This is a genomic window from Streptomyces erythrochromogenes (assembly GCF_040684695.1).
In the GTDB taxonomy this organism is placed as follows: domain Bacteria; phylum Actinomycetota; class Actinomycetes; order Streptomycetales; family Streptomycetaceae; genus Streptomyces; species Streptomyces erythrochromogenes_C.
Genome location: NZ_JBFBGM010000005.1, coordinates 60,320 through 73,987, shown reverse-complemented (window position 1 = coordinate 73,987; position 13,668 = coordinate 60,320). Strand labels below are relative to the sequence as shown.

Annotated in this window: 11 protein-coding genes and 1 riboswitch; of the genes, 3 read left to right on the top strand and 8 right to left on the bottom strand. The window is 74.0% G+C overall.

Features of this window, described 5'->3' with window-relative positions:
• Nucleotides 1–7: 7 nt before the first annotated feature.
• The 6 genes from cobO to AB0O53_RS10750 all read right to left on the bottom strand — a co-directional run bounded on the left by cobO (nt 8) and on the right by AB0O53_RS10750 (nt 7,116).
• Nucleotides 8–607 (bottom strand): cob(I)yrinic acid a,c-diamide adenosyltransferase, encoded by a 600-nt coding sequence (gene cobO, locus AB0O53_RS10775; RefSeq protein WP_031149039.1) that lies wholly within the window; start codon nt 605–607, stop codon nt 8–10.
• Complete coding sequence (locus AB0O53_RS10770) at nt 607–2,733, bottom strand: putative cobaltochelatase (RefSeq protein WP_365194583.1); 2,127 nt, start codon at nt 2,731–2,733, stop codon at nt 607–609. The genes cobO and AB0O53_RS10770 overlap by 1 nt, the downstream gene beginning before the upstream one ends.
• A 52-nt stretch (nt 2,734–2,785) precedes the next feature.
• Nucleotides 2,786–4,306, bottom strand: coding sequence for a cobyric acid synthase (locus AB0O53_RS10765; RefSeq protein WP_350994779.1), 1,521 nt, complete (start codon nt 4,304–4,306; stop codon nt 2,786–2,788).
• Entirely contained in the window at nt 4,303–5,280 is a 978-nt protein-coding gene (locus AB0O53_RS10760) for a cobalamin biosynthesis protein (protein ID WP_365194580.1), read from the bottom strand. The genes AB0O53_RS10765 and AB0O53_RS10760 overlap by 4 nt, the downstream gene beginning before the upstream one ends.
• A 58-nt stretch (nt 5,281–5,338) precedes the next feature.
• A riboswitch (cobalamin riboswitch) is annotated at nt 5,339–5,424 on the bottom strand.
• Nucleotides 5,425–5,593: 169 nt separating this feature from the next.
• A complete protein-coding gene (locus tag AB0O53_RS10755; protein ID WP_030849642.1) occupies nt 5,594–5,815 on the bottom strand; it encodes a hypothetical protein in 222 nt (73 codons plus the stop codon).
• A 32-nt stretch (nt 5,816–5,847) separates the two neighbouring features.
• Complete coding sequence (locus AB0O53_RS10750; protein WP_350994775.1) at nt 5,848–7,116, bottom strand: inorganic phosphate transporter; 1,269 nt, start codon at nt 7,114–7,116, stop codon at nt 5,848–5,850.
• Between the two features lie 309 nt (nt 7,117–7,425).
• On the opposite strand from AB0O53_RS10750, the gene AB0O53_RS10745 reads away from it, so the two are divergent.
• Nucleotides 7,426–8,556 carry an alpha/beta hydrolase family protein gene (locus AB0O53_RS10745; RefSeq protein WP_350994773.1) on the top strand — a complete coding sequence of 377 codons (1,131 nt, stop codon included), beginning with the start codon at nt 7,426–7,428 and terminating at the stop codon, nt 8,554–8,556.
• 116 nt (nt 8,557–8,672) lie between these two features.
• Complete coding sequence (locus AB0O53_RS10740) at nt 8,673–10,097, top strand: hypothetical protein (RefSeq protein WP_403139914.1); 1,425 nt, start codon at nt 8,673–8,675, stop codon at nt 10,095–10,097.
• Nucleotides 10,098–10,214: 117 nt separating this feature from the next.
• Here the strand turns inward: AB0O53_RS10740 and AB0O53_RS10735 are convergent, their stop codons facing one another.
• Together AB0O53_RS10735 and ypfJ are read right to left on the bottom strand one after the other, a co-directional pair.
• Complete coding sequence (locus AB0O53_RS10735; RefSeq protein ID WP_350994771.1) at nt 10,215–10,610, bottom strand: VOC family protein; 396 nt, start codon at nt 10,608–10,610, stop codon at nt 10,215–10,217.
• A gap of 62 nt (nt 10,611–10,672) precedes the next feature.
• Nucleotides 10,673–11,563: a KPN_02809 family neutral zinc metallopeptidase gene (ypfJ, locus tag AB0O53_RS10730; RefSeq protein ID WP_365194575.1), complete on the bottom strand. Its 891-nt coding sequence runs from the start codon at nt 11,561–11,563 to the stop codon at nt 10,673–10,675.
• Between the two features lie 290 nt (nt 11,564–11,853).
• Here ypfJ and AB0O53_RS10725 point away from each other — a divergent pair, with 290 nt between their 5' ends.
• Complete coding sequence (locus AB0O53_RS10725) at nt 11,854–13,452, top strand: ABC-F family ATP-binding cassette domain-containing protein (RefSeq protein WP_060180243.1); 1,599 nt, start codon at nt 11,854–11,856, stop codon at nt 13,450–13,452.
• The last annotated feature ends 216 nt before the right edge of the window (nt 13,453–13,668 follow it).

Here is a 13,668-nt window from a genome sequence, read left to right as displayed (position 1 = left end):
AACGAGGTCACCACTCGATGCCCTTCTGGCCCTTCTGGCCGGCGTCCATCGGGTGCTTGACCTTCGTCATCTCGGTGACGAGGTCCGCGAACTCCACCAGCTTCTCCGGCGCGTTGCGGCCCGTGATCACCACGTGCTGGGTGCCGGGACGGCTCCGCAGCACCTCGATGACCTCGTCGACGTCGATCCAGCCCCAGTGCATGGGGTACGCGAACTCGTCGAGCACGTACAGCTTGTGCGTCTCGGCGGCCAGATCGCGCTTGACCTGCTCCCAGCCCTCCTTGGCGGCCTGCTCGTTGTCGAGCTGGGCGTCCCGCTGGACCCAGGACCAGCCCTCGCCCATCTTGTGCCAGACGACGGTGCCGCCCTCGCCGGAGGCGCCGAGCACCTTGAGCGCGTTCTCCTCGCCGACCTTCCACTTCGCCGACTTGACGAACTGGAACACCCCGATCGGCCAGCCCTGGTTCCAGGCGCGCAGCGCCAGCCCGAAGGCGGCCGTGGACTTGCCCTTGCCGGGCCCGGTGTGGACGAAGACGAGCGGGCGGTTGCGGCGCTGGCGGGTGGTGAGCCCGTCGTCCGGAACGACGGACGGCTGTCCCTGGGGCATTACGCGGCCCTCCTGGTGGTGTGGGAAGCGGGAGTGGTCACTGCGGTACGTACGTCCTTCACGAGCCCGGCCAGGGAGTCGGCCCGCAGCCCGTCGAGGGTGACGGCCGGCCCGCCGAGGTCGGCGGCCAGGGCCCCGGCCAGTCCCAGCCGGACCGGCCCCGACTCACAGTCGACGACCACGGACGCGACCCCCTCGGCGGCCAGCAGCCGGGCACTGCGCGACGTCAGCTCGCGCGGGTCGCCCCCGACGGCCCCGGCCGAGGTGGCCCGCCCGTCGGTGACCACGACCAGCAGCGGCCGGCGGCTCGGATCCCGGAGCCGCTCGATCCGCAGCACCTCGTGGGCCTTCAGCAGCCCGGACCCCAGCGGGGTGCGCCCACCGGTGGGCAGCTTCTCCAGCCGGGCGGCGGCCGCGTCCACCGAGGAGGTGGGCGGCAGCGCCAGTTCGGCGGCGGCGCCGCGGAAGGTGACCAGGCCGACCTTGTCCCGGCGCTGGTAGGCGTCCAGCAGCAGCGACAGCACGGCGCCCTTGACCGCGCTCATCCGCTGCCGGGCGGCCATGGAACCGGAGGCGTCGACGACGAAGAGGACCAGGTTGCCCTCGCGGCCCTCCCGGGTGGCCTGGCGCAGGTCGTCCTTGCGGATCACCAGGCCGCGCCCGGCGCGGCCGCGCGCCTTCTGGTGTGGGGCGGCCGCGTGCACGGTGGCCGCCAGGTGCAGCTTGGTGAGCTGGCCGCGGGGGCGCTGGGCGCCGGTGGTGCGGCCGTGCGCGGTGCGGGCGCGCGAACGCCGCCCGGCGGCGCCCTCGCCCAGCCCCGGAACGCTCAGCATCTTGGTCCGGAACGGCTCGGCCGCCCGTACGGCGGCCTGCTCGGGTCCGGCCTCCTGGGCGGGCGGCTGCGGGGCGCCCTCCGGGGCGTCGGCGGGCGCTTCGGCGGGTTCCGCCGGGGGCTGCGCGTCCTGGGGGCCGCCTCCCTGCGGGGGCACCCCGCCGCCGCCGTCGGGGCCGCCGCCGTCGTCCGGGCCCTGGGGGTTCTCGGGGCCCCCGTCCGGGTCGGGCTCCGGGTCGGTCCCGGGGTCCGGCTCCGGGTCCGGATCGTCCTGCGGCTCCTCGTCGGGGAACCGGTCGAGGATCTCGTCCAGCTTGTCCTCGTCCAGGCCGGGCGCGTCGAAGGGGTTGCGGCGCCGCCGGTGGGGGAGCGCGAGCAGCGCGGCCTGCCGGACGTCCTCCTTGAGCACGGTGGTCCGGCCCGCCCAGGCGGCCAGCGCGGTCGCGGTCCGCGCCATCACGATGTCGGCCCGCATGCCGTCGACCTCGAAGCCGGCGCAGGTCGCGGCGATCTGCAGGAGCGCGTTGTCCCCGAGACGGACCTGTGGCAGCAGCGCCCGCGCGGCCACGACCCGGGCGCGGACCTCGCTCTCGTCCCCCGACCAGCGGGCGGCGAAGCCCGCGGGGTCGTCCTCGTAGGCGAGCCGGCGGCGGACGACCTCCACCCGCTGGGCGGGCTCGCGGGAGGCGGCGACCTCCACGGTCAGCCCGAAGCGGTCGAGGAGCTGCGGGCGCAGCTCGCCCTCCTCCGGGTTCATGGTGCCGACGAGCAGGAACCGGGCAGCGTGCCGGACGGAGACGCCCTCGCGCTCCACGTACGAGGCGCCCATCGCGGCGGCGTCCAGCAGCAGGTCGATCAGGTGGTCGTGGAGGAGGTTGACCTCGTCGACGTAGAGGATCCCGCGGTGGGCGTCGGCCAGCAGGCCCGGCTCGAAGGCCTTCACGCCCTCGGCGAGGGCCCGTTCGATGTCGAGGGCGCCGACGAGGCGGTCCTCGGAGGCGCCGACGGGCAGCTCCACCATGCGGGCCGGCCGGGCGCTCCCCGGACCGTCCTCGTGCGGACCGTCGGGGCAGTCCGGATCCGGCGCGACGGGCGCGCACGAGAACCGGCAGCCGGGCACGACGTCGACGGCCGGCAGCAGCGCGGAGAGCGCGCGCACGGCGGTGGACTTGGCGGTCCCCTTCTCGCCGCGCACGAGCACCCCGCCGACCGCCGGGCTCACGGCATTCAGCAGGAGCGCCAGCCGCAGGTCGGTCTGGCCGACCACCGCGGTGAACGGATAGGGCGTGCTCATGCGATGCCTCTCTCTGTACGGGTACGGGTATGCGTGCGCGGGGCCCCGGGCGTCACGGGGCGCCCGGCGGGAGGAACGGGAGGCCGGCCGGGGCGCCGGATTCGATCAGCCGCAGCAGCGCGTCCGTGTCCGCGTGCTGTTCGATCAGGTCGCCCAGCAGGTCGAGCTGTTCCTCGCGCAGCGCGGCGAAGGAGGTGTCCGGAGCCGGTGTGAACCGCCGCCCGGCGGCCGCCGCCACGTCCCGCAGGAACGCCCGGCGGAAGCCGTCCGACTCCAGCGAGCCGTGCCAGTGCGTACCCCACACCGCACCCACCCGGCAGCCGTCCAGGAAGGGTTCCCCGCCCAGGACCTCGGCCACCCCGTGGTGGATCTCGTACCCGTCGACCGGCTCGCCGAGCGCGGTCCCGGTCGGGCGGGCCAGGGTCTTCTCGCGCTCGAAGCGGACGCGCACCGGCAGCAGACCGAGGCCCTCCACCGAGCCCGCCTTCGACTCGACGTCGTCCTCGATGTGCTCGCCCAGGGCCTGGAAGCCGCCGCAGATGCCCAGCACCGGCCGGCCCTCGGCGGCCCGCCGCGCCAGCGCGTCGGCCAGCCCCCGTTCGCGCAGCCACGCCAGGGCCTTCACCGTGCCGCGGGTGCCCGGTACGACGACCAGGTCCGCGTCGGCCAGCTCCTCGGCGCGGTCCACGAACCGCACGACGACCCCCGGTTCGGCCGCGAGCGCGTCGACGTCCGTGAAGTTCGACATCAGCGGTACCGCGCATACGGCGACCCGCAGCACGTCCTCGCCCACGGGCGGCGCCACCACGGACTCGCGGACGGCGCCCCGCAGCGAGACGCGCAGGCCGTCCTCCTCGTCGATGCCCAGCCCGTGCTGGAAGGGCAGCACGCCGTAGGTCGCCCGGCCGGTCAGGCCGCGCAGCATCTCCATGCCCGGCTCCAGCAGCGACACGTCGCCGCGGAACTTGTTGACCAGGTACCCGGCGATCAGCCCCTGGTCCTCGGGGGAGAGCAGCGCCGTCGTCCCGAAGAAGGACGCGAAGACCCCGCCGCGGTCGATGTCGCCGACCACGACCACCGGGAAGCGCGCGGCCCGCGCGATCCCCATGTTCACGATGTCGGTCCGGCGCAGGTTGATCTCCGCCGGACTGCCGGCCCCCTCGCAGATCACGGCGTCATACGTGCCCCGGAGCTGCTCCAGGCAGTCCGTGACGATGCCGAGGAGCTGTTCCTGCCGTCCGCCGTGGTAGCCGCGCGCGCTCATCTCGCCCACGGGCTTCCCCAGCAGCACGACCTGGCTGCTGCGGTCGCTGCCGGGCTTGAGCAGCACCGGGTTCATCAGCGCGGTCGGCTCCACGCGGGCCGCCTGGGCCTGCATCGCCTGGGCGCGCCCGATCTCGGCGCCCTCCCGGGTGACGAAGGAGTTCAGCGACATGTTCTGCGCCTTGAAGGGCGCCACCTTCACGCCCTGGCGGGCCAGCCAGCGGCAGATGCCCGCGGTGACCACGCTCTTGCCCGCGTCCGACGTGGTGCCGGCGACCAGCAGGCCCCCGCCGCGCCCCGTGCCGCTCATGCGCGTCCCCCTCGTACCCCTCGTGCCCGTCGTACCCCTCGTGCCACCAGCAGCCGGGTGGCCACGCAGGCGCCCAGGGCCAGCCACGTCACCTGCCGTGACAGCCGTACCGCCCGCTCGATGTCCGCGACCTCCACCGGCCGGCCCGCCCCGCCGTTCAGGACGGCCCGGTGCTCCACCCGGCCGCCGTAGGTCAGGGTCCCGCCCAGTCTGACGCCGAGCGCCCCGGCGAAGGAGGCCTCGACGGGACCGGCGTTGGGGCTCGGGTGCGCGGTGGCGTCCGCGCGCCAGGCGCGCACGGCTCCGCGCCGGTCGGGACCGGCGACCGCGGCGGCCAGGGCCGTCAGCCGCGCGCCGGGCCAGCCGGCGAGGTCGTCGAGCCGTGCGGAGGCCCAGCCGTAGCGCAGGTGGCGGGGGGACTTGTGGCCGACCATCGCGTCCAGCGTGTTGACGGCGCGGAACGCCAGCAGTCCGGGGACCCCGGCGGCGGCGCCCCACACCAGGGCCCCGACCACCGCGTCGGAGGTGTTCTCGGCGACGGACTCCACGACGGCCCGGGCCATCTGCTGTCCGTCCAGCGAGTGCGGGTCGCGGCCGCACAGGTGGGGCAGCCGCTCGCGGGCCACCTCGACGTCCCCGACGGCGAGCGCGCCGCCGATGGCACGGGCCTCCCTGCCCAGCGAGGTGCCGCCCACGACGGCCCAGGTGGCGGCGGCGGTCAGGGCGATACGGGCGGCCGCGGGCCGGGAGCGCACCGCGCGGGCGCCCAGCGCGCCGACGGCGGCCGCGCCCCCGACGCACAGCAGGGTGTGCAGGACGCCCCGGCCGCGGTCGTCACGCCACAGGGTGCGCTCGACTGCGGCGGCGGCTCGTCCGAAGGCGGCCACGGGGTGCCCTCGGCGGGGATCACCGAGGATCCGGTCGCCGATCAGGCCCGCCGTGGCGCCGTACGCGAAGACGCGATCGGCACGCATGGTGGCAGGTATGTCCTCACTCAGGGTCCGCGCCCTGGTTCGACGTGTCCGGCGGCGAGAGTTCCTGGCTCCCGGGGCGCACGCGCGGCGTGCGCTCCCCGGTGACAGTGGCGGGACCGCGCCGGATTCGCACCGGACTTCCTCTCCATGCCGCCGTATTGGCTCGGGCAGTCCACCACGCACCCGGAAGGCCCGTCAACTCGCCGTTGACCTGCGGTGCGGCAGGGCCGGGACGTGCGAAAGCTCCCCCCGGGACGAACCCGGAGGGAGCTCTCGCGCCCGGCCCGCGCCGGAGCGCGGGATCAGGCGGTGATCAGGCGACGATCAGGTAGATCCCGTACGTCACGGCCGCCGCGACGAGCGCGAAGCACAGGTACGCGCCGCTGCGGGCCAGGGTGGCGGTGCCGCCCTGCTCGGTGGCGGCCTCGTGCTTGGACAGGCCCACCAGGCCCAGGGTGAAGAGGGCCACGAGGGCGACGGTGGCGAAGAGGCTGACCCCGAAGACGGAGCCGAGCGCTTCCCAGTCGATCTTCATACTGCCGATTCCTCTGTGTGTCTCTGTCTCGGTCAGACCGTGGCGGCCGGAGCCGCCGGGGTCTGCGTCGCGGCCGGGATGGTGGCCTTGAGGTCTTCGTCCGTGACCGCGGCGGTGGTGCCGGCCGCGGCGACGGTGGGCGGGACGGTGACGGCCGCGATCGCCGTGGTGACGACGCCCGGCGCCTCGGCGTCCGCCTGCTCGACGTCGTTGACGTTGTGGTGGTCGACGACCTGGCGGCGCGAGATGAGCCAGATGGCCAGGCAGGAGCCGACCAGGAAGACGGTGACGGCGGCGATGCCGATGTCACCGGCGCGCATGACCAGCTCGGCACCGGCCGAGACCAGCGCGGCGGCCGGCAGGGTCAGGCCCCAGGCGACGAACATGCGGGTCGCGGTGGACCAGCGGACCACACCGCCCTTGCGGCCCAGGCCCGCACCCATGACCGCGCCGGAGCACGAGTGGGTGGTGGAGAGCGAGAAGCCCAGGTTCGAGGAGGCGAGGATGACGGACGCGGCCGAGGTCTGGGCGGCGAAGCCCTGCTGCGGCTGCAGGTCGGTCAGGCCCTTGCCCATGGTGCGGATGATGCGCCAGCCGCCCAGGTAGGTGCCCATCGCGATGGCCAGACCGGCGGAGACGATGACCCAGACCGGCGGGTTCGCGTCGGGCGTGAGCGCGCCGCCGGCGATGAGGGCCAGGGTGATGATGCCCATCGTCTTCTGCGCGTCGTTGGTGCCGTGCGCGAGGGAGACCAGACCGGCCGAGGCGATCTGACCGGCGCGGTAGCCCTTGGCGGAGGTCTTCTCGCCGACCTTGTCACCCAGCTTGTAGGTGAGCTTGGCGGCCAGGTACGCGGCGATGCCGGCGACCAGCGGCGCGGCGATCGCGGGGATGAGGACCTTGGTCACGACGACCCCGCCGTTGACCGCGCCGATGCCGGCGGAGGCGACCGCGGCACCGATCAGGCCGCCCATCAGGGCGTGGGAGGAACTGGACGGGAGTCCGACCAGCCAGGTGACGAGGTTCCAGAGGATCGCGCCGACCAGCGCGGCGAAGATCACCTCTGGCTGGATGCCTTCCTCGTTGACGAGACCCTTGGAGATCGTCTTGGCGACCTCCACGGACATGAACGCGCCGACGAGGTTGAGCACGGCGGACATGGCCACCGCGGTCTTGGGCTTGAGGGCGCCGGTCGAGATGGTGGTGGCCATCGCGTTGGCCGTGTCGTGAAAACCGTTCGTGAAGTCGAACACGAGAGCGGTGATGATCACGATCCCGAGGAGAAGCGTTATGTGCTCCATTTACCCAGGCTTCTGTTTGGCGTCAGTGGCTCGGCGAACGTAGGCAACCTGGATGAACGGAAGGTGAACTGGCTCCGGCGGAGCGGTGTACGGGCACGGGGCGGGATCGGGACATTCGTCCTGAATCTTGCGTAGATTTCAGCATAAACGCAGGCCAAAGCCGGGTGAATGAGCCCCTCCGCGTGTCCCCGGCGGCGCCCGCGATCATCCCCGGCGCCCCTCGAAAGAGACCCAGATCACTCTCCACGCGTAGACCCGGGAGGGTGCCCTCCGGTGGCTCGCCGGACTCTGCGCGACCACACTGGAACGGTGCGTACCGTGACAGCGACGGCAGCGGCCGTCACGACGACCCTCCTCGGGGCGGGCGCGGCCGCCGTGGCGGCCGGCCGGTACGCCGCCGATGCCGCCCTGCGCCCCCGGCCCGGCGCTCCGCTTCCCGGCGGACCACGGCTGAGCGTCCATTCCGCCGGCGACGGCAGGATCGCCCTGACCCGCTCGCTCGCCTCCCTGCGCCCCGGCGTGTACGGCCTGGCCGCGCCCGGAGTGCACGCGGTGGTCGGGCCCGTGCTCCCGGACGCCGCCCACGACCCCGACACCGTCGTGCGCCGGCTCCTCTCCGTCACCCACGGCAGCCTCACCCCCGGCACCCGCGTCACCCTCACCCCCCAGGTCCACATCGGCGACCCGCGCACCGCGCTCGGCCTCGACCACGCCGACGTGGACGTCCCCGGCGAGCTCGGCGCGCTGCCCGCGTGGTTCGTGCCCGCCGCCCGGGACACCTGGGTGATCACCGTGCACGGACTCGGCGCCGGCCGCGAGCACCCGATGGTCGTCATGCCCTTCCTGCACCGCCACCGGCTGCCCGTCCTGGACCTCGGCTACCGCGGCGACCTCGGCGCCCCCGAACCCCCCGACGGCCTCGGCCACCTCGGCGAGTCCGAGTGGCGGGACCTGGACGCCGCCATCCGCTACGCCCTGCGCTACGGCGCCCGGCGCGTGGTCCTGCACGGCTGGTCCACCGGCGCCACCATGGCCCTGCACGCCGTCGAGCGCTCCGCCCTCGCCGACCGGATCTCCGGCCTGGTCCTCGACTCGCCCGTGCTCGACTGGCACACCACCCTGCGCGCGCTCGCCGCGGCGCGCCGCACCCCGGCCCCGGTGCTGCCGCTGGCCGTGCGGGCCGCCGAGGGCCGCGCGGGGCTGCGCGCCGACCGGCTGCCGCCCGGCGCCGACCCCGGAGCGCTCAAGATCCCCGTACTGATCTTCCACGGCCCCGACGACACGTTCGCCCCCTGGGAACCCTCCCGGCGGCTCGCCGCCGCCCGCCCGGACCTGATCACCCTGCACACCGTCCGGGAGGCCGGGCACGGGGCGATGTGGAACGCCGATCCCGCCGGATACGAGGAGACCCTGCGCCGCTTCCTCACCCCTCTGATGTGAAGGCCGTGTGACGGACCGGGCCCTGCGGGCGGGTTGTCCCGGTCTGCCCCTGGGACCAGTGGGGAAGGAGCCGATTCCGTTTGGGCTTTCGGCCAGTGACGGGCGAGACTGCTTCCGTGACGTCCCGAAAGCCTGATGAGCAGTTGGCTCGCGACTCCAGACTCCGACTCGTCTCCCCGCGCTCCGTCGCCGCGGCACGCAAGGCGGTGACCGACCGCCGCACCCGCCCCGCCCCGCGCCCCCCGGCGGGCACACCGGCCACCGCCGACCTCGCGAACCGGGCCCGGGCCTCGCTGGCGGACGCCGTACGCCTGACCCGCTGGGCGGAACGCAACCTCGGCGCGGTGGACGGGGGCCGGCCCGCCCCCACGGGAGCCCTGCCCGCCGCCGATGTCGAACGCGCCGCCGACGAGCTGGGACTGACGCACGGCCAGATCCGGGTCGGCTGGGACCGCGCCCGACTCGCCGGCCTGGTCGAGGTGCACGGCGGCCACGCCCGCCCCGGCTGGCGGCTGCGCGCCTGGGACCGCGACGACACCGCCGTACTGCGCGGCTGGGTCGCCCTCTTCGACGCCTGGTCGCTGGTCCACCCGGCCCCCGCCGACATCGCCCCCGCGGCCGTCGCCGAGGTCGTCGAGGCCATGCCCCAGCTGCTCTCCCTGCTCCAGCTGTCCGCGGGCCCGGTGACCGTCCCCGACCTGCTGGACCTGCTCGGGCAGCGCGTCACCGAGCTGCGCGACGAGCGCTGCGAGATCCCCTACGAGGCCGAGCCCGCGACGGCGCTGACCGCCGCGGCCGGCTCCGCCGAGGCCCGCCCCGTACCGCTCGCCCGGCTGCTGCGCTGGGCGCTCGGCGGGCTCGCGGCCGTGGACGCGGTCACCCTCGGACCCGCCCGGGCCACCCTCACCCCGCTCGGCAGCTGGGCCGTCTGGGTCAAGCTGGAGCAGATCTGCGTCGCGGCGCAGAGCCCCGCCGGGAACATCGAGCAGTCCGCCGCCGCCATGCTGCACGGCTGCGCGCGGCTCACCCCCGGACCGGCCCGCGCCGAGTACCAGGCCTGGCTCGCCGCCCGGCCCGTCGGCCACGCCGTCGCCGAACTCCTCCAGGCCGCCCGCGGCGAGGACGCCCTGCTGCGCGGCCTCGCCTTCGAGGCGCTGCGCGTGGTCGGCGCCCCCGCGGAGCCCGAGGTGCGCGCCGCCGTGCGCGAGCCCGCGCTGCGCCCGTACGCGCTGCTCTGGCTCGCCGTGCACGACGGCGTCGACCCCGACGAGGCGCAGGACGTGCTCACCGCGGAGGAGTCGACCTGGCTGTGGGTGGACACCGCCGCCGCCATCGCCGACCACGGCGAGGCCGAGCTGCTGGCCCGCCACCTGGACTCGGCCGTCCGCACCACCGTCCCCCGGCTGCTGGACGAGGTCCGCGCGGTCGGCCATCCGCGCACCGTGCAGGTCCTGGTCGCGCTGGCCGCCGCCCACCCGGACCCGGCCCTGGCCAAAGCGGTCCGCCGGGCCGCCTTCCAGGTCCACACCGGCGGCGCCTGACCCCCGCGCTACGCGCGTACGCGCCGCGGACCGGGCCGGTTCCGCGGCGCGCACGTTCCCGCGGTGCGTAGGTTCCCGCGGTGCGCACGGTGCGCGGCGCGAGCGTCCCCGCGGCCCTCAGGCCTGGGGTGCGTAGGTGCCGAAGCTCCAGATGTTGCCCTCGCCGTCGCGGGCCATGTAGTCGCGGGAGCCGTAGTCCTGGTCGGTGGGCCCCATGAGGATCTCCACACCGTGCTCGACGGCCCTGCGGTGGTGGGAGTCCACGTCCTCGACGACGACGTAGACCCCCGAGGGGCCGGCGCCCTCCATGGCCTTGTCGAACGCCCCGCCGGTGCCCTTGCTGCCCAGCATCACCACACCGTTGCCGTACGCCAGCTCCGCGTGCACCACCGAGCCGTCGTCCCCCTCGTACACCGCGACCTGGCTGAAGCCGAAGGCCTCGGTCAGCAGCTTGATCGCCGCCTTCGCGTCGCGGTAGACCAGCGTGGGACAGATGGACGGAACGCCTGCCATGACGATCACTCCCTCTCGTGACGGTGACCCGCGTCACACAGCATGGCAGGCGCCGCCGACGGTCAGCGGAAGGTGTTGCACTGGGCCATGTCGCCGGTCCGGTAGCCCTGGTAGAACCACTGCTGGCGCTGCTCGGCCGAGCCGTGCGTCCAGGACTCCGGGGTCACCCGGCCCTGGAACTTCTCCTGGATCCGGTCGTCGCCGACCGCGGCCGCCGCGTCCAGCCCGTCCCTGATGTCCTGGTCGGTCAGCGTCGTGATCAGGGGGCGCCCCGTGGACTCGTCCGGGGTCCGCGTCGCGTTGTGCGCCCACACCCCCGCGTAGCAGTCGGCCTGCAGCTCCACCTTGACCGCGTTGCTGTTCGCGCCCTGCCGCCCGTCCTGGGCCCGCTGGAGGGTGCCGGTCAGGTTCTGGATGTGGTGCCCGTACTCGTGGGCCACGACGTACGCCTGGGCGAAGGGGCCGCCGCTCGCGCCGAACTTCGTCCGCAGCTCGTTGAAGAAGCCCAGGTCCAGGTAGACCTGCCGGTCGGCGGGGCAGTAGAAGGGGCCCACGGCCGAGGTCGCGGCCCCGCAGGCGGTGTTCACCCGGCCGGTGAAGAAGACCGTCGACGCCGGGCTGTACTGGCCGCCGCGCCGTGTGAACTCCTGCCGCCAGAAGTCCTGTGTGCTGTTCACCACTGCCACCAGCCGGCAGTCCTCGCGCGCGTTCGCGTCCTGCCCCGTCCGGCACGCCTGCTGGACCTGGTTGACGGAGGACGCCGCGGGAGCCGGCTCCTCGTCCCCGGAGGACAGCCCCAGCTGCTCGGGACCCACGCCGAAGAGCAGGCCCATGATGAGCGCGAGGATGCCGACGAGGCCGCCGCCGATGGTGGCCTTCCCGCCCGGGATGCGACTGCCACGCACATCCTTGACCTCGGACGTGTCCAGATTGGCGTTGTCGTCGAACTGCATCCCGCACCGCCCTCGATCCGTGAGGCAGACGCGGCCGCACGGCCGCCCCTGCGGCGAGTATCAACCCGTTCATCCCGATACGCGCCCCGGCTCCTCCTCGGGGGCGGCTGGGCCGAACGGGGGACACGGGCGGCGGACCGGACCGGCCGGGCCGCTCCGCCGCCGCCCCGGAAACCAGTTGCACACCCCCGGTAGAATGTCTCCCATGGCAAATCTCCTCGCGGATTAACGGCGTCGAAGCCTCGCGTCCCGCCCCCTTCCGCCGTCCCGACCCGCCCTGGAGTATTTCCGTGATCACCGCCACCGGCATCGAGCTGCGCGCCGGCGCCCGCGTCCTCATCGAGTCCGCCTCTTTCCGCATCGCCAAGGGCGACCGCATCGGCCTGGTCGGCCGCAACGGCGCCGGCAAGACCACCCTCACCAAGTGCCTCGCGGGCGAGGGCCAGCCCGCGGGCGGCTCCATCACCCGTTCGGGCGAAGTGGGCTACCTCCCGCAGGACCCCCGCACCGGTGACCTCGACGTCCTCGCGCGCGACCGGATCCTGTCCGCCCGCGGTCTCGACGTCCTCATCAAGAAGATGCGGATGAACGAGGAGCGCATCGCCACCGGCTCCGGCGCCACCCGCGAGAAGGCGCTCAAGCAGTACGAGCGCCAGGAGACCGAGTTCCTCACCAAGGGCGGGTACGCCGCCGAGTCCGAGGCCGCGACCATCTCGGCCGCGCTCAGCCTGCCGGACCGGGTCCTCGGCCAGCCGCTGCACACCCTCTCCGGCGGTCAGCGCCGCCGCGTCGAGCTGGCCCGGATCCTCTTCTCGGACGCCGACACCCTGCTCCTCGACGAGCCGACGAACCACCTCGACGCCGACTCGATCGTCTGGCTGCGGGACTACCTCAAGAACTACCGCGGCGGCTTCGTCGTGATCTCCCACGACGTCGACCTCGTCGAGACCGTGGTGAACAAGGTGTTCTACCTGGACGCCAACCGGTCCGTGATCGACGTCTACAACATGGGCTGGAAGCTCTACCAGCAGCAGCGCGAGGCCGACGAGAAGCGCCGCAAGCGCGAGCGCCAGAACGCCGAGAAGAAGGCCGCGGCCCTGAACTCCCAGGCCGACAAGATGCGCGCCAAGGCCACCAAGACGGTCGCCGCGCAGAACATGGCCAAGCGGGCCGAGCGGCTGCTGTCCGGCCTGGAGGCCGTCCGCGTCTCCGACAAGGTCGCCAAGCTGCGCTTCCCGGACCCGGCGCCCTGCGGCAAGACCCCGCTGACCGCCGAGGGCCTGTCGAAGTCGTACGGCTCCCTGGAGATCTTCACCGACGTCGACCTGGCCATCGACAAGGGCTCCCGCGTGGTCATCCTCGGCCTCAACGGCGCCGGCAAGACCACCCTGCTGCGCCTGCTCGCGGGCGCCGAGCAGCCCGACACCGGCTCGGTGGTACCGGGGCACGGCCTCAAGCTCGGCTACTACGCCCAGGAGCACGAGACCCTGGACCCCGACCGCACGGTCCTGGAGAACATGCGCTCCTCCGCACCCGACCTGGACCTGGTCGACGTGCGCAAGACGCTCGGCTCCTTCCTGTTCTCCGGGGACGACGTCGACAAGCCCGCCGGTGTGCTCTCCGGCGGCGAGAAGACCCGTCTGGCCCTGGCCACGCTGGTCGTCTCCTCGGCGAACGTGCTGCTCCTCGACGAGCCCACGAACAACCTCGACCCGGCCAGCCGCGAGGAGATCCTGGGCGCGCTGCGCACCTACAAGGGCGCCGTCATCCTCGTCACCCACGACGAGGGCGCCGTGGAGGCGCTGGAGCCGGAGCGCATCATCCTGCTCCCGGACGGCGTCGAGGACCTGTGGGGACCGGACTACCGGGACCTGGTGGCCCTGGCCTGACCCCCGCCCCGGCCCGGCCGGGGAGCTGCCGGGACGCCGTCCCGGCTCTGATCCACATCCTTATGGATCATTCGGCTCAGGGGTGATCCATCATCTGAGTGAGACGGTCTCGTACCGTTGCGCGCCGTACGACGGCCCCGGCCGCACCCGCGAGGGTGCGCGACCGGGGCCTTCGTTTTCCCGCGGTCCGGCCCCTGACCTGGAGATTCCCCGGGA

What these genes read in the sequence shown, in the direction of transcription:
- cobO (WP_031149039.1), bottom strand. Translation starts at nt 607, where the DNA reads ATGCCCCAGGGACAGCCGTCCGTCGTTCCGGACGACGGGCTCACCACC.
- AB0O53_RS10750 (WP_350994775.1), bottom strand. Translation starts at nt 7,116, where the DNA reads ATGGAGCACATAACGCTTCTCCTCGGGATCGTGATCATCACCGCTCTC.
- ypfJ (WP_365194575.1), bottom strand. Translation starts at nt 11,563, where the DNA reads ATGCAGTTCGACGACAACGCCAATCTGGACACGTCCGAGGTCAAGGAT.
- AB0O53_RS10765 (WP_350994779.1), bottom strand. Translation starts at nt 4,306, where the DNA reads ATGAGCGGCACGGGGCGCGGCGGGGGCCTGCTGGTCGCCGGCACCACG.
- AB0O53_RS10735 (WP_350994771.1), bottom strand. Translation starts at nt 10,610, where the DNA reads ATGGCAGGCGTTCCGTCCATCTGTCCCACGCTGGTCTACCGCGACGCG.
- AB0O53_RS10755 (WP_030849642.1), bottom strand. Translation starts at nt 5,815, where the DNA reads ATGAAGATCGACTGGGAAGCGCTCGGCTCCGTCTTCGGGGTCAGCCTC.
- AB0O53_RS10770 (WP_365194583.1), bottom strand. Translation starts at nt 2,733, where the DNA reads ATGAGCACGCCCTATCCGTTCACCGCGGTGGTCGGCCAGACCGACCTG.
- AB0O53_RS10760 (WP_365194580.1), bottom strand. Translation starts at nt 5,280, where the DNA reads ATGCGTGCCGATCGCGTCTTCGCGTACGGCGCCACGGCGGGCCTGATC.